The following is a 24,274-nucleotide window of genomic DNA, read 5'->3' as shown; positions in this document are numbered from 1 at the left end:
CGCCTCAACCAAACACGGCCTTCCACAGCGCCAGCATCGCTTCGCGCTCGACCGCCAGGCCTGGCAGGTCGACCTGCGTCGGCTCTTCGTTAAGACGCGCCCGATGCTGCACACGGCGCAATTCGCGGTACGCCGAAGCAGCACCGCGCCCGACGCCTTCAGGCAGCAAGCCGGCGGCTTCGGCCCGCAGCAGCAGTGCGATGTTGCCGACGTTGTCGATCAGTTCCGGGTGCGCCTTGGCCGCGCAGAGCACGAGGAATTGCACCGCGAATTCGGCATCGACCATGCCGCCGCGGCTGTGCTTGACGTCGAATTTGCCGGCCTTCACCGGTCGCGCGGCGCGCACCTTGTCGCGCATCGCGATGATCTCGGCCTTGAGCGCGTCGCGGTCCCTAGGCGCCACGATGACGGCCTTGCGTACGGCGTCGAAACGCGCGCCGAGCGCGGCATCACCGAGCACGAAGCGGGCACGCGTCATGGCCTGGTGCTCCCACGTCCACGCGGTGTTGCTGCCGCGGCCCAGTTGGTACCTTTCGTAGGCCGCGAAGCTGCTGGCAAGCAAGCCCGAGTTGCCGTTGGGCCGCAGGGCCGTGTCGATGTCGAAGAGGTCGCCCTCACGCGTTTTCACGGTGAGCCAGTTGATCAACTTGCGCACATAGGTCGCGTAAACGTCGCCGGCGCGTTCGTCGTCGTCTTCGTAGACGAAAACGATGTCGAGATCGCTGCCGTAGCCGAGCTCTTTGCCGCCCAGCTTGCCGTAGCCGATGATGGCGCACTGCGGCTCTTCACGATGCGGGTTGCGCACTTGCTTCCAGCACCAGCGCGCGGTCACACGCAGCACCACGTCGGCCAGCGCGCTCAGGTCGTCTGCCACCTGTTCCACCGTGATGCGGCCATCGACGTCGCGTGCCAGTGTGCGAAACAGCTCGGCGTGATGTGCATGGCGCAGCAGGTTGAGCAGGCGCTCTTCGTCGGCCTCGCCGGTGCCGCGCAGCGATGCATGCCGCGCTTCCAGCTCACGCTCGAAATCCGCGGCGTCGAAACGGCCCAGGAGCATTTCGTCGCTGGCCAGTTCATCGATGACGCCCGGGTTTTGCGTGAGGTAGCGCGCTGGCCATTTGGCCGAGCCCAGCAAGCGCAGCAAGCGCTCCTGCACGGCCGGCCGTTCGACCAGCAGCGCGAGGTAGCTTTCCCGGCGCAGCAAGGGCTCGATCCAGTCGGCCCAGCGCAGCGCCGCATCGGTGTGGCGAGATATCTGGCCGGGGCCATCGCTGTCGGGCTCGCGCAGCCATTGGGCGGTGCGCTGCACCAACTGCCGCAGCCGTGCCCGCGTGTCGTCGCGCAACGCCAGGATGCGCGGATGCTCGCACCAGGCCTTGATGCGCTCACCGAAAGCCGGCGGCAGGCTGTCGATCAAATCGGCCAGTTCGCCCGAGGTGCCGCTGCTCTTGCCACCTTTGCATTTGCTGCAGTTCTTTTCGCCGCCGAGCAGCTTGTCGAACTCCTCCGCGACGAACTCGCGGTGCGTATCGAGCTGTTCCAAAAACGGGCAGACGCCGTTGAAACCCAGAGTCGCAGCGATCCAGCGCAGGTCGTCGTCGCTGACCGGCAGCATGTGCGTCTGCTGGTCGTCGAGGTACTGGATGCGGTGTTCGACACGGCGCAAAAATTCATAGGCAGCGGCCATCGCATCCGCGGTTTCCTGCGGCATCAGGCCAGCGCGTGCCAGCCGCTGCAAGGCGTCGAGCGTGGGCCGCGTGCGCAGCTCCGGGAACTGCCCGCCGCGCACCACCTGCAGCAATTGCACGGTGAACTCGATCTCGCGGATGCCTCCACGCGACAGCTTGACGTCGTTGGCCCGCTCCGGCCGCCCGGCGCTGCGGCGCGCCGACTGTTCGCGGATCTGCCGATGCAGGATGCGCAGCGAATCGAACACGCTGTAGTCGAGGTAGCGACGAAAGACGAACGGCAGCACCACGCCGCGCAGCGCCTGTGCCGAGCCATCGGCCACTGCCGACGAAGGCGCCACCACGCGGCTCTTGAGCCACGCAAAGCGTTCCCACTCGCGGCCCTGCACCTGCAAGTATTCCTCGAGCGCGTCGAGCGACACCACCGTTGGCCCGGAGTTGCCGTTGGGACGCAATGCCAGGTCGATGCGAAAGACGAAGCCGTGCTCCGTCGTGTCTCCGACCAGCGCATAGATGCGCTTGACCGCCCGCGCGAAATATTCCTGGTTCGACAGCTTGCCGCGGCCTTCGGCGTTGCCCGCCGTTTCGCCGTCGTGGTCGTACAGGTAGATGAGGTCGATATCGCTCGACACATTGAGTTCGCGCGCGCCGAGCTTGCCCATCCCGACGACCCACAATTGCGCGACTTGGCCAACCTTTTCTTCTTCACCAAGCGGCGCGCCGTGGATGGCTTCGAGTTCCGACAACGCGGTGCGGCAGGCGACATCGAGTGCGAACTCGGCCAGCTCGGTCACGGCGCGAACGACATCGGCGAGCGGTGCGCCTTCGTCGCAGTCGAGCACGGCCAGGCGCTCCATCACCAACTGGCGCACGGTGCGCAGCGCATCGGCAACGTTGACACCACTCACTTTGTCGCCGCGTGCCTGCAACGCATCGAAGGCGATTTGCATCGTTGCGCGCGTCGGTGTGCCCTTCGGCAGCAGGGTCAATTCAGCCGCGTATCGGCGTCGCAGTCGCTGCACGAAGCGCGAGTGCGACGACAACGGTGAAGCCAGCGGCGCCAACGCGGCACCGGCTGTCGTATCACCGTCTTCGGTGGAACCCGTCTGGAGGCTGGCAGTCATAATTCCTGATACAGCGCGACTCTCAATGAACGACACGGTGTCTTCCCCTTCACGTCTGCTCAAAGTCACCGCTGTCACGGCGCGCTGGCTGTTGGGTTTGCTGATGGGCGCGTGGCTGGTTTTCGCGCTGTCAGTGCTTGTCCTACACGGATGGATTGTGCCGCGAATCGGCGAATACCGCGGTGCGCTCGAGGCACAAGCCAGCAGGGTCATCGGGGTACCTGTTCGCATCGGTTCCATCACCGCGCAATCGAACGGTTTGTTCCCCACTTTCGAGCTGCGCGACGTGGTGCTGCAAGACGCCCAACAGCGCGACGCGTTGCGCCTGTCGCGCGTGGTGGCGAGCGTGTCGCCGCGGTCGCTCTGGAAGACCAACTTCGAGCAGCTCTATATCGAAAGCCCGCAGCTCGAAGTGCGACTCGATGCCGCAGGCAAGCTGCATGTCGCTGGTCTCGATGTGTCGACCGACACCACCGGAGAAACGCGCGCGGCCGATTGGTTCTTCGGCCAGCGCGAATTCATCATTCAGGGCGGCACGGTGCGCTGGACCGACGAGCGCCGCCACGCCGAACCGGTGCTACTGACCAATGTGGAGTTCGTCTCGCGCAACAGCGCGCGGCGCCATGCGTTGCGGCTCGACGCCACGCCGCCCGCAGGTTGGGGGGACCGCTTCACGTTGCGGGGCCAGTTCCGCCAGCCACTGCTGTCGGTGCACAGCGGCAAGTGGCAAAGCTGGAACGGGCAGATCTACGCCGACCTGCCCAACATCGACGCCACGCGGCTCGGTCGCTACGTGGCGCTCGACGCGCGCATTCGCGAAGGCAACGGCGCGTTGCGGGTCTGGGCCGATGTGGACGGCGGCAAGCTCGTCGGCGGCGCGGCCGATCTCGGGCTGGCGCGAATCGATGCCTCGCTCGGCGACAAGCTGCAGCCGCTGGTGCTGCGCGCGGTGACCGGACGGCTGGCCGGCCAGTTGAAGGACCAGACGCTCGAATTTTCGACCCGCGACCTGCAGTTCGACACCGCCGACGGCTCGCGCTGGCCCGGTGGCAACCTGTGGTTTCAGCACACGCCGGCGCGCGGCAAGACGGCGGAGCACGGCGCATTCAAGGCCGATCGTCTCGACCTGGGCGCGCTCGCGCTCATCGCCGATCGTCTGCCGTTGGGCGAAGCCACGCACAAGGCCATCGAATCGTTCGCGCCGCGCGGCCTGGTCGAGCGCATCGACACGCGTTGGCAAGGCCCGTTCGATGCGCTTGAGACCTACCAGGCCAAAGGGCGTGTCAGCGGCTTCAGCCTGGCTTCGCAAGCGCCACCGGAAGGTGTGCGCATCGGCACGCCGGGCTTGCGCGGTGCCACCGCCGAGTTCGATGCCAGCCAGGCCGGTGGCACCGCGAGCTTGTCGATCGCCAAGGGCGCGCTCGATTTGCCTGGCGTGTTCGAAGAGCCGGTGGTGCCGATCGACCAGCTGTCGTCGCAACTGCAATGGAAGCTCGACGGCGACAAGGCGCAGGTACAGGTGTCGAAAGCGCGCTTTGCCAACGCCGATGCCGAGGGCGAGGCCGAAGCCACCTGGCGCACCAGCGATCCGGCCGTGTCGCATGGCAAGAGCCGCCACCCGGGCGTGCTCGACCTGCAGGGCAAGCTGACCCGCGCCGACGGCACGCGCGTGTTTCGCTACCTGCCGCTCGACATCCCCAAGCCGACGCGCGACTACGTGCGCGATGCCGTCAACAAGGGAAGCGCCAGCATCGTGGAGTTTCGCGTCAAGGGCGACCTGCACGACATGCCCTTCATGGACCCGCGCGATGGCGACTTTCGCATCGCGGCCAAGGTGGCCGATGTGACCTACGCCTACGTGCCGCCGCAGCTCGCCAAATCGACCGGCGCCATGGCGCGGGGTGTGTCACCCGCGGTCGTCTGGCCGGCGCTCGATCGCCTTTCCGGCGAACTGGTGTTCGAGCGCGCCGGCATGCTGGTGCGCAACGCGCGTGGCCGCATCGTCGGCGCGCCCGGCATCGAGATCGATAAGGCCGAAGCGCAGATCGCCGATATGGCGCACCCGGCCGCGCTGCTGAAGGTCGATGCACAGGCGCGCGGGCCGCTGGCCGAGCTGCTGCATGCCGGCGCGGCGCTGGCTGGCCCGCTCGGCGAGCCGATGGGCAAGGTGCGCGCTACCGGCAATGCGGACTACCGGCTCAAGCTCGACCTGCCGCTCGCGGCCGTCGACAAGGCAAAGGTACAGGCCAGCATTGCGCTGACCGACAACGACCTGCAACTCGTGCCCGAAGCACCCGCGCTGACGCAGGCGCGCGGCACCCTGAACTTCACCGAAGGCGGTTTCTCGCTGGCCGGCGTGCAGGCGCGCTTGATGGGCGGCGAAACGCGCATCGAAGGCAAGGGACGTTTTGGTGGATCAGCCGTGGGGGCGGGCGCCACGCCGCAAGACCTGAGCTTCAAGGCGACGGGCACCGTGACCGCTGAAGGCTTGCGTGCCGCGCGTGAGGTCGACTGGCTTGCGCGGCTGGCGACCAAGGCGACCGGCAGCGCTGGCTATGCCGCCTCGCTGTCGGTGCGCGATGGCACGCCCGAGTTCCTGCTGACCAGCAGCCTCGTCGGCCTCGGGCTGAATTTGCCGGCGCCACTTGCCAAGCCAGCCGACGAAGCGATGCCGCTCAAGGTCGAGAAGAAAGTGTTGTCGCGCGAGGCCCGCGCCGGCCGCACGCCGCTGGTGCAAGACCAGTTGTCGGTCGAACTCGGCAAGGTCGCATCGGCGCAGTACGTCCGCGATGTGTCGGGCGACGATGCCAAGGTGTCGCGCGGCTTCATCGCAGTCGGGCTGAACGCGGGCGAAGCCGCTGCGCCGCCACCCAGTGGCGTGCAGGCCAACATCAACCTTGCACGGCTCGACCTCGCGGCCTGGCAGGCGCTCTTTACCGAGACCACCGGCAGTGCGCCCGAGGCCGTGGCCAACGCCACCAGCGCCGACGATGCGCTCTCGTATCTGCCGACCATGATCGCCGTGCGTGCCAAGGAGCTCGCGGTGTCGGGCCGCACGCTGCACGACGTGGTGCTGGGCGGCACGCGCGACGGCACGCTGTGGCGGGCCAACATCGACGCCGTCGAACTGAGTGGCTATGCCGAATATCGGCACACGCAGGCAGGTCGATTGCACGCACGACTGGCGCGCTTGAAGATCGCGCCGAGCGAGGCGCACGCGGTCGAATCGCTGCTCGACGAGCAACCCGACACGCTGCCCGCGCTCGATGTGGTGGTCGATGATTTCGAGCTGCTCGGCAAGCGGCTCGGCCGTGCCGAAATCGATGCCGTCAACCTCGGCGGCGCAACGCGCGAATGGAAGCTCAACAAGCTCAGCCTTACGATGCCCGAAGCCACCTTCACCGCGCAGGGTTCGTGGGCGGCAGTGCCGGGCGCCGCGCCGCGCAGCCGTGCGGCACCACGTCGCACTTCGATGAACTTCAAGCTCGACATCGCCGATGCCGGGGCTCTGCTCAATCGCTTCGGCATGAAGGACGTTCTGCGTCGCGGCAAAGGCAAGCTGGGCGGTGATGTGGACTGGCAAGGATCACCGTTCTCGCTCGACTATCCGAGCCTCAACGGACAACTGCAGGTCGATGTCGAATCAGGCCAGTTTTTGAAGGCCGACCCGGGCTTGGCCAAGCTGCTCGGCGTACTCAACCTGCAGGCGTTGCCGCGCCGGCTCACGCTCGATTTCCGCGATGTGTTCAGCCAGGGCTTCTCCTTCGATTTCGTGCGCGGCGATGCCCGCATCGTCGATGGCACGGCCACCACCAACAACCTGCAGATGAAGGGCGTGAACGCAGCGGCGTTACTGGAGGGCTCGGCCGACATTGCGCGCGAGACGCAAAATTTGCGCGTGGTGGTGGTGCCCGAGATCACGGCCGGCACGGCTGCGCTGGTCGCTACTGCCATCAATCCGGCCATCGGGCTGGGCACCTTCCTGGCGCAGTGGTTGCTGAGCAAGCCGTTGTCCGCAGCCGCCACGCAGGAGTTCCAGATCGAAGGCTCGTGGACCGACCCGAAGATCACCAAAGTGGCGCGCCGAACGCCACTGGCGGGATCGTCGACGGCGCCTGGCCTACCGTCCAACACGGAGATCAAGCAATGAAAGTCGCTGCGATCCAGATGGTTTCCGCCGTTTCGCGCGGGGTCAATCTGGCGCGCACGCATGCCTTGCCGCTCGAAGCATGAGCGTGTGGTGAGCGTCCCTGGCTTCGAGCGCAACGCCTGGCAGCGCTGGTATCTGTGGCTGTTGCTCGCCATGCTCGTGCTTGCATTGCTGGGCACCGTGGTCTGGCTGGCGGGGCGCCATGAGGTCGAGCAAGCCCAGGCCGCGCTCGATCGCGACACCACCGACGCAGTAGCTGATTTGCGCGGCAGTCTCCAGCGCAACATTCAAGGCCTGCGTGCGTTGCGGTTGCCCGCGCAAAACGCGCCAGGCGATGCAGCGTGGCCACCCGAGGCAGCAGCGCTGCTGCGCGAGCACCGCGAGATGGTCCGGCTGGAGCGGCGCGATGCGGGTCTGACGCCTTTGGCCGTGCTCGAAACACCCTATCGCATGCGCATCTTCGACAAGGTCACGCGGGGCAGCGAGCAAAACGATGTGGCGCTGGCCTGCACCACGGCGCGCAAGCTGGTGGCACCGGCCTATTCGCCGAGCCACTATGTGCCGATGCCCGAAGGCGGTGGCATCGAACTGATGGAGCTGTGCGTGCCGATCGAGGGCGGTTATCTGGTTGCGACCTATGGCTTGCGCGACATGCTGACCGAGCTGCTCGGCCCGACGCTCGCACGCGGCCAGGAGGTCGCCTTTGCGGAGCCCGATGGCACGCGGCTCGCCATCATCGGCGTGCGCCGTCGCGCCGGCACGCGCATCTTCACTTCGCAGCAGCTGGTCGACTTGCCGGGCGTCACGCTCATGCTGCGCGTCGACGGCTGGCGCGCTGCGCCCGATATCTTCCCCAACCTGCTGACCGCGCTGGTCACCGCCATCTCGATCGCGCTGGTGTCGGTGCTGGTGCTGCTGGCACGCGACACGCGAAGGCGCCTCAAGGCGGAGTTTGAACTTGCCGAGACGCTCGCGTTCCGCAAGGCGATGGAAGACTCGGTGATCACCGGCCTGCGCGCGCGCGACCTCCGCGGCCGGCTCACCTATGTCAACCCGGCCTTCTGCGAGATGGTCGGTTTCAGCGCAGAAGAATTGATGGCCGGGCACGGGGAGACGGCTGGATCGGAGACGGGTCATCGCGACGCCCCCGGCATGCCCGAGGCGCCCTATTGGCCGACCGAACTGGCGCACGAATATCAGCAGCGACAAGCGCATCGTCTGGCCGGCGGCGTGCCACCGCGCGAAGGCTTCGAATCGGTCTTCATGCGCAAGGACGGCTCGCGCTTTCCGGTGCTGATCTTCGAGGCGCCGCTGCTCAACGCACAGCGCGTGCAAACCGGCTGGATGAGCGCCTTCATCGATGTCAGCGAGCAGCGTCGCATCGAAGAACTGTCGCGCGCCAGCCAGGAGCGGCTGCAGGCCAGCGCCAGACTCGCGACCGTCGGCGAGATGGCCTCGCTGCTGAGCCACGAACTCGCGCAGCCGCTCGCGGCGATTGCCAGCTATGCGAGCGGCTCGCTCAACCTGCTCGAAGGTGGAGCCGATCGGGATGACGCGGACCGTGGCGCGGTGATCGACACCAATGTCGAAGTCGCGATGGCCGTGCGCCGCATCGCCGAGCAGGCCGACCGCGCCGGGCAGGTGATTCGCAGCGTGCATGACTTCGTGCGGCGGCGCGACCGTACGCGCGAGGCGGTGGCGCCACGTGCGCTCATCGATGCCGTGCTGCCGCTGGTGCAATTGCAGGCGCGCAAGCTCTCAGTGCGCATCGACATGGTGCTCGAAGACCCGTTGCCGGCCGTGCTGTGCGACCGCACGCTGGTCGAGCAGGTGCTGCTCAATCTGTCACGCAACGGAATGCAGGCAATGGACCTGCCGGAGTTCGTCGACCGCGTGCTGCAACTGCGCGTGCTGCTGGCTGGCGGCACCGACAACAGAAACGGGAACAGCAATGGCAACGCACGCGCCGCAGAAGGCCGTCGTTGGGTCGAGTTCTCGGTGGCCGACATCGGCAGTGGCATCAGCGAGGATGTCGAAGAGCGGCTCTTCACGCCCTTCTTCACCACGCGGGCCGACGGCATGGGGCTCGGCCTGAGCCTGTGTCGCACGGTCGTCGAACAACATGGCGGTGCGCTGGTCTTTGCACCGCATCGGCCGCGCGGCACCGTGTTCCGCTTTACCTTGCCCGCCGCCTGAAAGAACATACGTCCGTGCAACCGCTGAACGATGCCCTCATCTTTATCGTCGACGACGACGCCAGCGTGCGCGAAGCATTGGCGTGGCTGCTGCGCTCGCGTCGGCTGGAGAGCGAACACTTCGCGGCCGCCGAGGCGTTCGAAGAGCGGCTGCTCGACATGCCGGTGACCGAGCGGCCGCATTGCCTGCTGCTCGACGTGCGCATGCCCGGCACCAGCGGGCTCGTGTTGTTCGATCGGTTGGCAGAGCGAGGTTTGCTCGATGCCATGCCGGTGATTTTCTTGACCGGCCATGCCGATGTGCCGACCGCGGTGGACCTGGTCAAGCGCGGTGCGTTCGACTTCTGCGAGAAGCCGTTTTCAGACAACGCGCTGGTCGATCGCATCGAGCACGCGCTGGGCGCATCGCTGCGATCGCTGGACCGCAAGCAGGCGCAGCGCCGGCTTACCGATCGCATCGCAGAACTCACTGAGCGCGAGCGCGAGGTGATGAGGCTCGTCGTCGAAGGCCTGCCCAACAAGCTGATTGCCGACCAGCTCTCGATCAGCGTGCGCACGGTGGAAGTTCACCGCGCGCGACTGTTCGAAAAGATGGAGGTCAGGTCGGCCGTGGAGCTGGCCAACCTGCTGCGGCCGGCCTGAACGGCCGTCTGTTTGCGTTAGCCCTGCGAACGCTCGCCCACGTAGATTTCGATGCGGCGGTTTTGTGCGCGGCCACTGTCGGTCGCGTTGTTGGCCACCGGCTCGCGCGAACCGCGGCCATCGATGTTGATTGCCGAGGAACGCACGCCGCGCGAGATCAGATAGTCGCGCGCGCTGGCAGCGCGTTCGACCGACAACGGGTTGTTGATCGCGTCGGAGCCCGCGTTGTCCGTGTGGCCGATGATGCGCACGTCGGCGTTCGCGTTGTTGCGCAGGCCGGTCGCGAACTGGTCCAGCACCGGGGCCAGAGTCGGCTTGATGTTGGCGCGGCCGAGATCGAACGACGCGTCGCTCGGAATCGCCAGCTTGAGCTCGTTGTTGGCCGTTTGCGTGACCGCGATGCCGGTGCCTTGCGTGGCCTGTTCCATCTGGCGCTTTTGCGCTTCCATGCGTTGCGACCAGAAGTAGCCGCCTGCTGCGCCGGCCAGTGCGCCGACCGCTGCACCGGTGCCGATCGCACCGCGGTTGCCGCCCGTGGCGGAGCCGATGGCGGCACCGGCCAACGCGCCGATGCCGGCGCCCGCACCGGTGGTGCGTTGCGTATCGGTCATGCCGGCGCAGCCCGACAAAACAACGGCAGCGGTGGCGGTTGCAAGAATGAGTTTTTTCATGGTGATCCCTTTGACTCGGTGACTGAACTGGTTAACGACTGATTATCTAAAGAGCCGCGATTATGTTGGCGGCAGCTTGTCGTCAGCGTCGGCCGCATCCCCGTCCTTGTGTGCGGGTGTGTCATCGATTTCACCGCGCTTGCGGCCCGAGAACATGGTCCACCAGACGATGAGGACAAGCACCGCGCCGGCTGCGAAGGCTTCGAGCAAAATCAGACCCATGAAACAAGGACTCCGGTGGCGGCTTGGGGTGGCGATGGTAGTGGCAATGCTGGCGGGGTGCTCCTTCGGCCCGCGTCTGCCCGATGCCACTGCGCCTTCGGCCGCCACGCCCCCGCCCGATCTCGGCCCGCTCACTGGTTCGCTCACGCATCCCAAAAGCCGCTGGGTGCCGGTCGCGTGGACCGAGCTTCCCGGCTTCGTCGAAGACCCGCTGCATGAAGGCTGGATCGCATTGCTGTCGAACTGCGCTCGGCCCAACGCGGTATTCAAGCCACTGTGCGGCGACGTGCGGCGGCTGTCGATCGGCAGCCCCGACGAACAGCGCCAGTGGATGATCGACCGGCTGCAACCGTACCGCATCGAGTCGCTTGCCGGCCAGAGCGATGGTCAGCTCACCAGTTACTACGAACCGGTGTTCGAAGCCTCGCGTCGGCCCACCGCTGCGTTCAGCGTCCCGCTCTATCAACCGCCTGCCAGCATCGGTGCGCGACGGCCCTGGTTCACCCGGCAAGAGATCGACACGGTGCCCGAAGCACAGGCCGCATTGCGCGGCCGCGAGATCGCCTGGCTGGCTGACCCGATCGACATGATGATGCTGCACATCCAGGGCTCAGGCAGGCTGCGCATCACCGAAGCCGATGGCTCGCAGCGAACGGTGCGCGTGGCTTTCGCCGGCACGAACGACCAGCCTTACAAGAGCATCCAGTCATGGCTCGTGGGTCAAGGCGCCACGCGTGTCACCAAATGGCCCGATGACACCAAGGCCTGGGCCGCCCAAAATCCGCAACGCGTGCCGCAACTGCTGTGGAGCAACCCGCGCTACGTGTTTTTCCGTGAAGAAGCGTTGACCGATGTGGACGCTGGCCCGCGCGGCGCGCAGGGCGTGCCGCTCACTGCCGGACGCTCCATAGCGGTCGACCGCGACAGCATTCCTTACGGCACGCCCGTCTGGCTCGCGTCGAACGGCCAGACCCTGCAACTCGCCAAGCTGGTGGTGGCGCAAGACACCGGCAGCGCCATCCTGGGCGCGGTGCGCGCCGATTACTTTGCCGGCACCGGCATCGATGCGGGGCGGCTCGCCGCCAAGGTGAACCAGCCGTTGCGGCTGTGGGCGCTGTGGCCGAAAGCAGCTGCGACGCCTTGAGCAGATGCCGCGCGCCACGCGGGCTCGGGTAAAGCCAAAAGCATTCGACGGCCCGAGCCGGCTGTGTGCACCCCGCCACACGGCCCGTGCAATATCTGACGCCAGCCCGTCAAGTTTTCCAGTTCACATTGCGTTGGCACACGTCACGGCACCCCCTCCAGACAATCCCGGCGCGCGGCACCAGACCGCGTTCAGGGAGTCTCGTGTTTCGTTCCAATCCAGTCCCGGCTTGCCCGTTGCAAGCCATCGCGCTCGCATGCCTTCTGCTCTCGATGTCCATCGGCGTGCAGGCCCAGGTCAGCCCCACCGCGCCCCGCCCATTCGTCGAAGAGCAGCGCCAGCAGGAGCGTGAACGCGCCCTGCGCGAACAGCAGGAACGCACGGTCGACGAGCGCCTGCCCGCGCAGGCCAAGACCGAAGACCGGCAACTCCCGACGCACGAGTCACCCTGCTTCAGGATCGGTCGCGTTGTCCTTGCCGGCGAAGCGTCTGAGCAGTTCCAGTGGATCCTCGATTCCGCGTCCGGACCCTCGCACGACGACAGCCCGATCGGCCGCTGCATCGGCACGGCTGGCGTCAACACCGTCCTGGCTCGCCTGCAGCAAGCGCTGATCGGCCGCGGCTGGGTCACCACCCGCGTACTGGCCGCACCGCAGGACCTGGCGCAAGGCACCTTGACGCTGACCCTCGTGCCCGGCCGCATCGCTGCGTTGAGATTTTCGGATGGCTCCACAGCGCGAACCAGCCTGCTCACCGCCATCCCTGCCCGCGCCGGTGACCTCCTCAACCTGCGCGACATCGAACAGGGCCTGGAGAACTTCAAGCGCCTGCCCACCGCCGACGCCGACATCCAGATCGAACCCTCGAAGGCGGCCAACGCGAAGCCGGGCGACAGTGATCTGGTCATCCAGTACACGCAGAAGATGCCCCTGCGCATGACCCTCGGCCTGGACGACAGCGGCACCAACGCCACCGGCCAGTGGCAGACCGGCGCCACCGTCGCCTGGGACAACCCGCTCGGCCTGAACGATCTGTTCTACGTCAGCCTGAACCACGATGCCTTCAACCACCACGGTTCGGGTACCAGCGGCCAGACCGTTCACTACTCCGTGCCTTACGGGTACTGGCTGCTCGGTGCCACCGCGTCCCAGGGCAAGTACCACCAGTCGGTGCAGGGCCTGAATCAGACCTATGTCTACGCCGGGGAGACCAGCAATGCCGAAGTGCGGCTGTCGCGCCTGTTGTACCGCGATGCATCGCGCAAGACGACGGCAAGTGTTCGTGCGTTTCGCCGCGCCTCCAGCAACAGTGTGGACGACACCGAGATCGACGTGCAGCGTCGCGTGGTGGGCGGCTGGGAAGCCAGCCTCAACCACAAGGAGTTCATCGGCGCAGCGACTCTGGAAGGCACGCTCGCCTACCGACGCGGCACCCATGCCTTCGGTGCGCTTGCGGCACCCGAAGACGCCTTCGGCGAAGGCACTTCCTACTTCCATCTGACGACCGCCGAGGTCAACGCCAACGTGCCCTTCACCCTGGGCGGACAGAAGCTGCGCTACGGCGGCCTGTGGCGGGCGCAGTGGAACGGCACCCAGCTCACGCCGCAGGACCGCTTCGCCATCGGCGGGCGCTACACGGTGCGTGGCTTCGACGGCGAGAGCAACCTGCTGGGCGACCGCGGCTGGCTGCTGCGCAATGACCTGGGCTGGGCGCTGGGGCAGACCGGTGCGGAGCTCTACCTCGGGCTGGACTACGGCCATGTGGGCGGCCGCTCGACGGCACAAGGGCTGGGCAACCACCTGGCCGGCGGCGTGGTCGGCGTGCGCGGTGCGTTGCCAGGCGCGTTGCCGGGTGCTCCGAAGGGCCTGAACTACGACCTCTTCGTGGGGGCGCCGATCAGAAAGCCCGAGGGCTACCGCACCGCCAAGGTGACGGGTGGCTTCAATCTGAATTTCAGCTTCTGAGCCGCGAGCGCCAGGGATACAACAACATGAACAAGCATCTTCACCGCATCATCTTCAACGCCTCCCGCGGCATTCGCATGGTCGTGCAGGAAACGGCCAGGAGCGCCGGCAAGGCGACGGGCGCCACCTCGGCCGTCGTCGCAACCGCGCTGGTTTCCTTGCTGGCGGCATCACCGGCCTCTGTTGCTTACGCGCAGATCGCGGCCAGTCCGATGGCACCCACCAGCCAGCGCGCCGCCGTGCTGGTCGCACCCAACGGCGTGCCCCTGGTCAACATCGCCACCCCCTCGGCGGCCGGCGTTAGCCACAACACTTACAGCCAGTTCAACGTCGGTGCCAACGGCGTCATCCTGAACAACAGCCGCACTGCCGTGCAGACACAGCTCGGCGGCTATGTGCAGGGCAACTCGTTCCTCGCGACCGGGCCGGCACGCATCATCCTGACCGAGGTCAACGGCGGCAGCGCCACGCAGTTGCGCGGCTACCTGGAAGTGGCCGGCCAGCGCGCCGAGATCATCATCGCCAACCCGGCTGGCATCAGCGTGGACGGTGGCGGCACCATCAATGCGAGCCGCCTGACGCTCACCACCGGCACACCGCAGCTCAATGCCCTGGGCGGGCTGGACAGCTTCCTGGTGCGCGGGGGCACGGTGACCATCGACGGTGCCGGACTGGACGCCAGCACCACCGACTACGCCGCCATCCTGGCGCGGGCGGTGAACGTGAATGCTGCCATTTATGCGACCGACCTCAAGGTGGTCACTGGCGCCAACCAGGTCAGTGCCGACCACAGCCAGATCACGCCGACCACAGGCACCGGCGCGGCACCGACCTTCGCGCTCGACGTGGCGCGATTGGGTGGGATGTACAGCGGCAAGATCATTCTGATCGGAACCGAAGCGGGCCTCGGTGTGCGCAATGCCGGCAGCATCGGCGCCAGCGCCGGCAGTCTGGTCGTCACTGCTGCCGGCCGGCTGGAGAACACCGGCACGCTCGAAGGCCCCAGTGTGCAGCTTGCGAGCACCAGCGACATCGTCAACCGCGGCGGCACGATTCGCCAGACCAGCGGAGCTTCGCTGACGCTGACCGCCCCGACAGTAAGCAACACCGCAGGCGGCTGGATCGGCGCCGAGCAGGTGCCGGTCGTGTCGAGTACGACCGCCGCACCGGTCGCCAGCCCTGCTGCGGGCACCGCGACGGCCAACACGACAGGGACTACGACGGCCGCCGCGGCCACTGGCACCCCGACTGCAGCGCCGGCCTATGTTGCTCCTACACCGGGCACGATCAGCGCCGGCGGCTCGATCCTGAACGACGGCGGCAAGATCTTCGCCGGTGGCCCCATCACGCTGCAGAGCGCCAACCTGGTCAACAGCGGCGGCACGCTCTCCGTGGCCAGCATGGCGCTTAACCAGCCGGGCTTCTCCAACCAGGGTGGCACGTTGAACGTCAGCGGCGCCTTCACGGCCAACCTCGACACCTTCAACAATTCGACGGGAACATTGCACGCGGGCAGCCTGGACATTCACACCACAGGCGACCTGCTCAATGTCGACGGCACGCTCACCAGCGACAACGATGCGAACCTGACCGTCGGCGGCAAGCTCGACAACACACGCGGCAGCATTTCGGGTGCGGGTGCCCTGAGCGCAGCGGTGACCGGTGCGATCTTGAATTCGTCGGGCTCTTTGCTCGCCAACCAGGCTGTCTCCATCCATGCGGCGTCGCTTGACAACACCCTGGGTTCGGTGAGTTCGGCAGCGGCCGGGACCTCCGTGAACATTGCCAACGCGCTGACCAGCACGGGCCGCATCGCTGCGGCCACCGACCTGTCGGTGCAGGCGGGCTCGCTCGTGAACGGTGCAGGTGGTTCGCTGCGGGCCGGCAACGATGCGAACGTCGCCGTGACCGGTGCGGCGGTCAACAACGGCAGCATCACGGCCCAACGCAACACGACCCTCACCGCCGACAGCCTGAGCGGCACGACAGGTGTGCTCGGTGCCGGCATCAAGGCAGACGGCAGCCTTGCAACTGTTGGCGACCTCAAGGTCACCACGGTCAACGGTCTCGCTGCTGGCGGCATCAACCTCGCGGCCGGCAATGCATCGTTGCAGGGAGCGAGCGTGGATCTCTCGGCCAGCAGCACGAGCGCGTCCACCATAGGCATCACCGCGACGCAGGGCAACGTCACCACCAGCCGGGCAACGATAACGACCCCCGGCACACTGTCGATCGTCGCCAGCGCGCAGCCTGGCCAGACGCTGGTGAACAACGATGGCGTGGTCAGTGCGAACCTGCTCGATCTGCATCTGGCCAACATCGCCAACACCGGGGGAGGCCAGATCGTGCAGACCGGCACCGCGGCCAGCACGGTCGCCGTGTCCGGCACCCTGGACAACACCGGCAGCACGATTTCCAGCAACGCCCAGGATCTGTCGCTCTCGGCGGCTTCCATCGTCAACACCGGCGGCCAGATCCAGCATGCCGGCAGCGGCACGCTCGGCATTGCGGCCGGCAGCCTCAATGGTGCTGCCGGCAGCATCGTCACCAACGGTGCCTTCACAGGCCAGGTCACCGGTGCCTTCGTGCAGGACGGCGGCAGCCTGTCGGCGCAGCAGATCACGCTCAACGCTGGATCGCTGTCCAACCGGAGCGGGCAGATCGTGCAGACCGGCACGAGCGCCACGCGCATCGCAACCCCCGGGACCCTGGACAACACCGCCGGTACGGTATCGACCAACGGCGTGAACCTCACGCTCTCAGGCGGGACAGTCCTCAACACGCAAGGCCAAATCGCGCACGCCGGCACGGGCACGCTGGCGCTGACGGCGGGCACCTTCGATGGCGCCGGTGGCAGCTTGGTGAGCAACGGCGCGCTGCTCGTGCAGGCGGGTCGCTTCAGCCAGGACGACGGCAAGCTCGCTGCGCAACGGATCACGCTCAGGGCCACCGACCTGAGCAACCAGCGCGGCATCATCGTGCAGAGCGGTACCGGGGGCACCGACATCGCGGTCGCCGGCACGCTGAACAATACGGACGGACGCATCGCCACCAACGGCGTGGACCTGAAGCTGGGTTCGGCCAGCGCCACCCTGCTGAACACGGACGGCACGATCGAGCATGCCGGCGCCGGGACGCTGGCACTGCAGGCGCAAAGCTACAGCGCCCGCAACGGCCAGGTCGGCAGCAACGGCGCCCTGGTGGTCCGTGCCGGCGACTACCGGCAGGACGGCGGCGCGACCACCGCGCAGCAAATCACGCTCGACACGTTGAACCTCGGGAATGAGAACGGCGCCGCCATCACGCAGACCGGCACCGGGACGACGCACATTGCCGCCACCGGCACGCTCACCAACGACGGTGGGCGCATCGGCAGCAACGGCACGGACCTGAACGTCACTGCCGGCACGCTGTCGAACGCTGGCGGCCAGATCCAGCAGGCCGGCACCGGAACGCTGGACATCACGACGGGCAGTTTCAGCGGTGCGGGCGGCAGCGTCGTGACCAACGGTGCGCTCGTCGCCAACGCCACCGGCGCTTGGTCGCAGGACGGCGGCAGCATGGCGGCCGGGCAGATCACGCTCAGCGCCGGATCGCTTTCCAACCGGGGCGGCCAGATCGTGCAGACCGGAACGGGCGCGACCGCCATCACGGTGGTGGGTGCGATCGACAACGGCAACGCCGGTGTCATCGCCAGCAATGGCGGCACATCCATCGCGTCGGGCAGTCTCACCAACCAGGGCGGGTCGATCCGCGCGGCGGGCACGGCGGACCTGAACGTCACCACCACCGGCCTCCTCGACAACAGTGCAGCGGGCACGATGTCGGCGGGCAGCAATGTCGTGCTGAGCGTCGGCAGCCTGTACAACAACGCGGGCAGCGTGACGGCGGTCGGCAACCTCACCGCAAACTCGAGCGGTGTCGCCACGAACGTGGCCGGCACACTGGCATCGAACGGCAGCACCACGCTCACGGCCACCAGCCTCGACAATACCGGCGGCAAGGTGATCGCCGCGAACGGCGAGCTTGCGGTCACCACCAGCGGCACCACTGTCAACACGGCGGGCAGCCTGCTGGCGGGCGGCAACACCACGCTCTCGAACGCGCGCCTGGTCGACGACGCCGGCCAGATCACCGGCAACGCCGTGTCGATCGACACGCATGGCGGTGCTTTGCGCAATGCGCTCGGTACTATCGGTGCCGTCACCACGCTGGACATCGCGTCGGGTGCCTTGACCAACGACGCTGGCCTGCTGCAGAGCGGCGGTGCGATGACCGTCAACACCAACGGCCAAGCGTTGAGCAACACGAACGCAGCGGGCTACGCCAACGGGCAGGGCGGCATCGTCAGTGCCGGCACCCTGGCGCTGAACACCGGCGCCCTCGACAACGCGGCCGGCTTCATCGGCGCCGCTGGCGTCCTCACGGCCACCACGGGCACTGTCTCCAACGTCAATGTCGGCCTCATGCTCGGCCAGTCGTCCGTTGCTGTGAACACGCAGGGCGCAGCCTACGACAACACCGGCGGCCAGACCCTGGCCGTTGGCGATCTCACCGTCAACGCCGGCAGCGCCTTGAACAGCGGCGGCCTGGTCCGCTCGGGCGGCATCACCACCGTCAGCGCCGCAACCGTCGACAACAGCCACACCTCGGGTACCAACCAAGGCATGGAAGGTCTGGATGTCGCCATCACGGCCGGCACGCTCTTCAACGACGCAGGCGCGATCCGGGCCGACCGCAACGTCACGGTTACCAGCGCGGGCACGGTGTCGAACGTGAACGGCCTGATCTCCGCAGTCGACACACTGGCCATCGTCGACCCGAACGCATCGAACCCGGCCGCCAAGACTCTGGAGGTCATCAACACCGGCGGAGTGCTGGTCGCCAACAACAGCCTGGTGATCGACGCGGCGCGCTTCAGCGCCGACGGCACACTCACCTCCGGCCGGGACCTGTCCATCGCACTGACGCAGGACATCGTCAACAACGCTGTCGTCAGCGCCAATGGCAACCTGACGTACGCCACCACCGGCACCCTGACGAACAACGGGCGGTTGATCGCCGGCGGCACGCTGACGGCCCGCGGCAGGGACGTGACCAACACCGCCACCGGCGAAATGAGCGGGTCGGACACCACGGTGGTGGCAAGCGGCACGCTGACCAACCGGGGCTTCATCAACAGCGACGGGGCGACTCGGATCGACGCCGGCGTCGTGAACAACCTGGGCACCGGGCGCATTTACGGTGACGCGGTCTCCATCGGCACCGGGACGCTGAACAACGACGCCGAGACGGTCGGCGGCGTCGTTTCGGCGGGCACCGTCGCGGCACGGCGCAGCCTGAACATCGGTGCGGGGACGGTCAACAACCGCGAGCACGCGCTGCTCTTCAGCGGCGGCAGCATGGCGATCGGCGGCGCGCTAGATGCCAACCGCGTGGCGGTCGGTTCCGGCGCCACGCTCAACAATCTGAGCGCGGCCATTGAATCGCTCGGCGGCATGGACATCGCGATGGGCGCCATCAACAACCTGGACACGCATCTGACGGTGCAGCGGTTGACCACGGGCCCGACCGAGGTCACCTACCTGTCGACGCAATCGGACAGCAAGATCTGGAGCTACGACGACACTTGGGGCGATCCCGCCACGCGGGCGGTCTATCACCGGGCAGCGGACGGCACCGTGAGCTTGGTCGGCTTCGGCTATGCCGATTGGCATCTCACCACGACCACCCAGACCGACACCGCTGTCAACAGCGATCCGGCGCGTATCACGTCGGGTGGTGACATGGCCCTCAATGGCCACGTCCTGAACCGCGACAGCAAGATCATTGCGGGCGGCGCCCTGACCGCCAACGATGTGGACAACCAGGCCACCCAAGGCACGACCACCAGCACGACCAACCCGATCGCATGGGGTTACACGGCCACGACACAGGGCCAGCTTCCTGTGCTGCTGGTCTTCTCGTCGATGACGACCACCAACACCATCTCGGTGGGCGGCTTCGAGTACGTCGACCACCAGGCACCGGGCGGTGGCTACAACGTCGACGCGGCTTCCAGCGCCGGCTCTGGCGCTACCGCTGGCCGTACCGGCGGCGCGGCCGGCCCTGGCCACGCCGGCGTCATCGTCGAAGTCGCTTCGGCGGTCAACGGTCCGTCCACCGCCAGCAGCGGCGACGCGACCTTCCAGTCGGGTGCCTTGCTCGTCGCCGTCAGAGCCACTGGCGCCGCAACGGTCAGCGGCAGCGGTGCAGCGGCACCCGGTACCGGGACGACCGGCGGCACAACAAGCGCTTCGGCGAACACGCCGATGGTGGTGCGCACCAGCACGCCCAATCTCACAGTGCCCACGGCCAGCCTGTTCAAGGTGCTCCCCGGCGCCAACAGCCACTTCCTCATCGAGACCGATCCGGCCTTCGCCAGCTACCGCCAATGGCTCAGCAGCGACTACCTGCTGAACAACCTGGGCCTGGACCCCAACACCACGCTCAAACGCCTGGGTGACGGCCAGTACGAGCAGCGCCTGATCGAGCAGCAGGTCGCGCAGCTCACCGGCTATCGCTATGTCGACGGCTTCAGCAGCGACGAGACCGAGTACACGGCGCTGATGAATGCCGGCGTCGCTTTTGCGAAGCAATACGGCTTGAGCGTTGGTGTCGCACTGACCGCAGCGCAGATGGCGCAACTGACCAGCGACATCGTCTGGCTGGTCGAACAGACAGTGACGTTGCCGGACGGCAGCACCCAGCAGGTGCTGGTGCCGCAGGTCTATGTGCGCGTTCGGCCGGGCGACATCGACGGCAGCGGTGCGCTGCTCAGCGGCAACACGGTGAACATCCAGAGCCAGGGCGGCGTGGTGAACTCCGGGACCATCGCCGGGCGAACGGCGGTGAAGATCGATGCGAGCAGCATCGACGTGCTCGGCGGACGCATCTCGGGCGGCAACGTGGCGCTGACCACCACCGGCAACCTGAACATCATCGGCGGCACGGTGGATGCGCGCGATGCGCTGACCCTCAAGGCAGGGGGCGACCTGAACGTCCGGACCACCACGCAGAGAAACGCGGGCATTGGCGGTGTCTCGACGAACGTGGACCGCGTGGCGGGCCTGTACGTAACGAACCCCGGCGGCATCCTGATCGCCAGCGCGGGACACGACGTGAACGTCGTCGGCGCGATCCTGCGCAACGCCGGCACGGGCGAGACCGTGGTCAACGCGGGAAACAATCTCAACCTTGGAACTGTGACGGTGGCGACGTCGATGGTGGGATTGTCGACAGGGTCGAGAACGACGGTGAAGGCCACCGCCGAGGTGGGCTCGTCGGTATCCGGTGGCGGCAACGTGACGCTGGCGGCGGGCAACGACCTGACCGCACGGCAGGCCAACGTGAGTGCCGTAGGCGATTTGGAGGTCAAGGCGGGCAACGACATCACGATCGACTCCGGTCGCTCGGCGACCGACATGACCTATGCGGCCAACTGGACCGACAAGGGCCTGCTCAAGAAAACCGACAACCAGGTCAAAGCTTCGGGCAGCAGCGACACGGCCATCGGCAGCAGCTTCACCGCCGGCAAGGACGCTACTTTCAGCGCGGGCAACGATTTCACCGTGGTCGGTGGCTACATTGCGGCGCAGGACAAGCTGTCCATTTCGGCGACGCGCGATGTGAACGTCCTGTCGGACCGGAACACGAGCTCGGCATCTGTCAGCGTGGCGCAGCAGCGTTCGTCGACCGGGCTGGGCAAGTTCCTGGCCGGTCCCGGCGTGGTCGAGACACTGGCCACCGGCATTCCGGACCCGGCCGCAGTCAACCTGCTCACCCGCAAGCAGGGCACCGACGACAACACCCAGACCGGCACCCAGGTCGTGGGCAGCGCGTTGTCCGCCGGCAGCATAGACATCCACAGCGGACGCGACACCACCGTTACCGGCGCCACGCTGGTCGCGGACAACGACATCACGGTCAACGCTGTTCGCAACCTGACGATCCAGAACGCCGAAGCCAGCAGCAGCACCGACACCGACTCGACCCGCCACACCACGGGCAACGCAGGCACCGTCTGGAAGCCGGCGGTCGGAACGGCGCAGAGCAGCGGGACGGGCAAGGAATCGGACACCACGCAGGTGGGCAGTCGCATCGCCAGCCTGAACGGCAACGTCAAACTGACCGCAGGGGGCATCTACACGCAGACCGCCAGCGACGTGCTTGCGCTGGACACCGGCGCCGAGGGCAAGGCCGGCAACATCGACATCAGCGCGAAGACCGTCGTCATCAACGCGGCGTACGACACCACTTCGCGCACGCTGACCACGCAGGGCAGCCAGTTGACCGTGGGCGGCACGCTCAGCGTGCCGATCGTGAATGCGGCACGCAGCGCCTTCGACACCGCACAGGCGACCACCCGCACCAGCGACGGCCGCATGCAGGCGCTGGGCGCGGCCACCGTGGACTATCAGGGATACCAGGCTTACCAGGCGGCCTCGTCGGTGGCGGCCGGTGGCGCGCTCGGCTACAAGGTCGGCGCCGACCTGACCAACAGCCACACCGCCACCACCAGCACCGAAACCAGCAGCACCGCGGTCGGTTCGACCGTGTGGGCGGCGGGCAACCTGAAGATCGCGGCGACCGGCGGCGGTGCCGCCAGCAACCTCACCGCCACCGGTGCCACGCTCAGCGGCAGCAACGTCACGCTCGACGCCGACAACGCCGTCACGCTTCAAGCCGCACAGAACACCACCATCCAGACCGGCAGTTCCAGCGGCAGCAAGCAGACCCTGGGCGCCAGCTACAGCGTGGGCGAGCAGAACGGCTTCACCATCGATGTCGGTGTCAGCCAGTCCAAGGGCAGCGGCAACGGCCGCGACGTGACCCAGGTCAACACCTATGTGGATGCGGACAATACCGTCATCATCCGCAGCGGCGGCAACACCACCCTGTCGGGCGCCGTGGTCACCGCTGACACCGTGAAGGCCGATGTCGGGGGCAATCTCAACATCACCAGCCTGCAGGACACCAGCACCTCCACTTCCAAACAAAGCGGTGGTGGCTTCGATGTGAGCCTGTGCGTGATCTGGTGTGCAGGCACCCCGGTGACGGGCAGCGTGAGCGGCAACACGGCCAAGGGCAACGGCAGCTACGCCAGCGTCAACGAATCAACCGGCATCCAGGCCGGGGACGGCGGCTTCCAGGTCAATGTAGGAAGCAGCACGAATCTGGTGGGCGGGGTCATTGCCAGCACGCAGGGGGCGGTGGACGCCGGAGTGAACACGTTCGCGACCGGCAGCCTGACGACCAGCAACATCGTCAACTACGACATCGGCAGCGGGCGCGGCTACAGCCTGAACGCCAGCTACAGCGGCTCGCAGTCGAACGGCTTGAGCCAGGACGGCACTCCCACCACCAGCAGCGGCATCGGGGGTGGCTACGGCTTCGGCAGCGCAGGCGGCAGTCAGACCAGCGTGACGACAGCAGGAATCTCCGGGATCGGGGGCAACACGGCCGTGCGGACGGGCGACTCGTCGAACGGGCTGACGCAGCAGTACGCCGATGCCGGCGCGTTGCTGAGCGAGGTGCAGACGCAGGTGCAGATCACTTCGGCTGCCACAGGAGTCATTGTTTCGATCGGCCCCGATGTTGTGAAAACGATCGGTGACATGCTGGTCGCGGGATTTCAAACGGCGTTGAGCAGTGAGGCAGGAAGCACGAACGTGCAAATCACCCCTGAAGTGATTCAGGCTGCTGGTGACCAACTGGCTGCTTTGGGCAGCGATCCCGGCTTGACGGATGCACAGCGCCTGGATATCGCGAGGCTACAGAGCTTTTATGACGCTCTCGCGAGATACCTGCCAGGGGGCAGTGGAAACGGGGACCGCGTTGTCGGAAACAATGAGACGGTCAGTCCAGCGACGCAGGTTGTTTTTCCGATTGCTGCGGCAGCCGCTGCGGCCACAGCAGGCGAACTGGGCGCCGCGTGGGCAATAAATGGTGGCGCGAACTGCAACTGCCAAGGCCACTACGATCCATCGACTGAGCAATGGGTTGGACCGCCGCCGTTGCCCAACCTCAATCTGGACGGCCTGATCAAACCAGGCTCTATCCTCGATGTCATTTGGGGCAAGTACGCTGATTTCGCGAATTTGGTTTTGCAGGCGATGACGATTTCATCGCAGGATCTAAACGGTCAAGCAGTTTATGCCAAGCCTCCACAAAATGCGTACGATCCGTCAGGCCCTAAGGCGCCAGGCAAACCCCGCGAAGATGTTGGATTTGAAGAGCCTAGTGGAGGTGATCAATGGGTCCCGAACCCAAATCCGGGACGCGGCGGTGGTAGCTATGGTTGGTTGGATGCAAATGGAAATGTGTGGGTACCCTCGGGCCAAGGCGGCCGTGCTCACGGAGGTGCTCACTGGGACGTTCAATCGCCCGGTGGTGGCTACAAAAATGTTCGACCACCACTCCGTTAAAGGATTGA

Annotated in this window: 9 protein-coding genes; 6 read left to right on the top strand and 3 right to left on the bottom strand. The window is 66.7% G+C overall.

Annotated elements, in window-relative coordinates:
* Positions 1-4 precede the first annotated feature (4 nt).
* The gene (gene glnE, locus H7F36_RS04825) at positions 5-2,812 is read right to left on the bottom strand and encodes a bifunctional [glutamate--ammonia ligase]-adenylyl-L-tyrosine phosphorylase/[glutamate--ammonia-ligase] adenylyltransferase (protein WP_187053611.1); all 2,808 of its coding nucleotides are present in this window, start codon (positions 2,810-2,812) and stop codon (positions 5-7) included.
* A gap of 25 nt (positions 2,813-2,837) precedes the next feature.
* Between glnE and H7F36_RS04820 the strand changes: the two genes are divergently transcribed.
* From H7F36_RS04820 to H7F36_RS04810, 3 genes are all read left to right on the top strand, one after another.
* Entirely contained in the window at positions 2,838-6,962 is a 4,125-nt protein-coding gene (locus H7F36_RS04820) for a YhdP family protein (protein WP_187053610.1), read from the top strand.
* Between the two features lie 153 nt (positions 6,963-7,115).
* The gene (locus H7F36_RS04815; protein ID WP_261802608.1) at positions 7,116-9,158 is read left to right on the top strand and encodes an ATP-binding protein; all 2,043 of its coding nucleotides are present in this window, start codon (positions 7,116-7,118) and stop codon (positions 9,156-9,158) included.
* 14 nt (positions 9,159-9,172) lie between these two features.
* Entirely contained in the window at positions 9,173-9,799 is a 627-nt protein-coding gene (locus tag H7F36_RS04810; protein ID WP_187053608.1) for a response regulator transcription factor, read from the top strand.
* A 17-nt stretch (positions 9,800-9,816) separates the two neighbouring features.
* On the opposite strand, the gene H7F36_RS04805 is transcribed toward H7F36_RS04810, so the two are convergent.
* Both H7F36_RS04805 and H7F36_RS04800 read right to left on the bottom strand, forming a co-directional pair.
* Entirely contained in the window at positions 9,817-10,470 is a 654-nt protein-coding gene (locus H7F36_RS04805) for an OmpA family protein (protein ID WP_187053607.1), read from the bottom strand.
* Positions 10,471-10,530: 60 nt separating this feature from the next.
* Positions 10,531-10,692: a hypothetical protein gene (locus H7F36_RS04800; protein WP_187053606.1), complete on the bottom strand. Its 162-nt coding sequence runs from the start codon at positions 10,690-10,692 to the stop codon at positions 10,531-10,533.
* On the opposite strand from H7F36_RS04800, the gene H7F36_RS04795 reads away from it, so the two are divergent.
* From H7F36_RS04795 to H7F36_RS04785, 3 genes are all read left to right on the top strand, one after another.
* The gene (locus tag H7F36_RS04795) at positions 10,691-11,836 is read left to right on the top strand and encodes a murein transglycosylase A (protein WP_187053605.1); all 1,146 of its coding nucleotides are present in this window, start codon (positions 10,691-10,693) and stop codon (positions 11,834-11,836) included. The genes H7F36_RS04800 and H7F36_RS04795 overlap by 2 nt on opposite strands.
* A 272-nt stretch (positions 11,837-12,108) precedes the next feature.
* Positions 12,109-13,800: a ShlB/FhaC/HecB family hemolysin secretion/activation protein gene (locus H7F36_RS04790; RefSeq protein WP_187054802.1), complete on the top strand. Its 1,692-nt coding sequence runs from the start codon at positions 12,109-12,111 to the stop codon at positions 13,798-13,800.
* Positions 13,801-13,826: 26 nt separating this feature from the next.
* Complete coding sequence (locus H7F36_RS04785; protein WP_187053604.1) at positions 13,827-24,266, top strand: hemagglutinin repeat-containing protein; 10,440 nt, start codon at positions 13,827-13,829, stop codon at positions 24,264-24,266.
* Positions 24,267-24,274: the final 8 nt, after the last annotated feature.

Origin of the sequence: Variovorax sp. PAMC28562 (genome assembly GCF_014303735.1) — a bacterium.
GTDB lineage: Bacteria > Pseudomonadota > Gammaproteobacteria > Burkholderiales > Burkholderiaceae_C > Variovorax.
The sequence above is the reverse complement of the archived record's forward strand: the minus strand, read 5'-3'. Positions and strand labels throughout refer to the sequence as shown.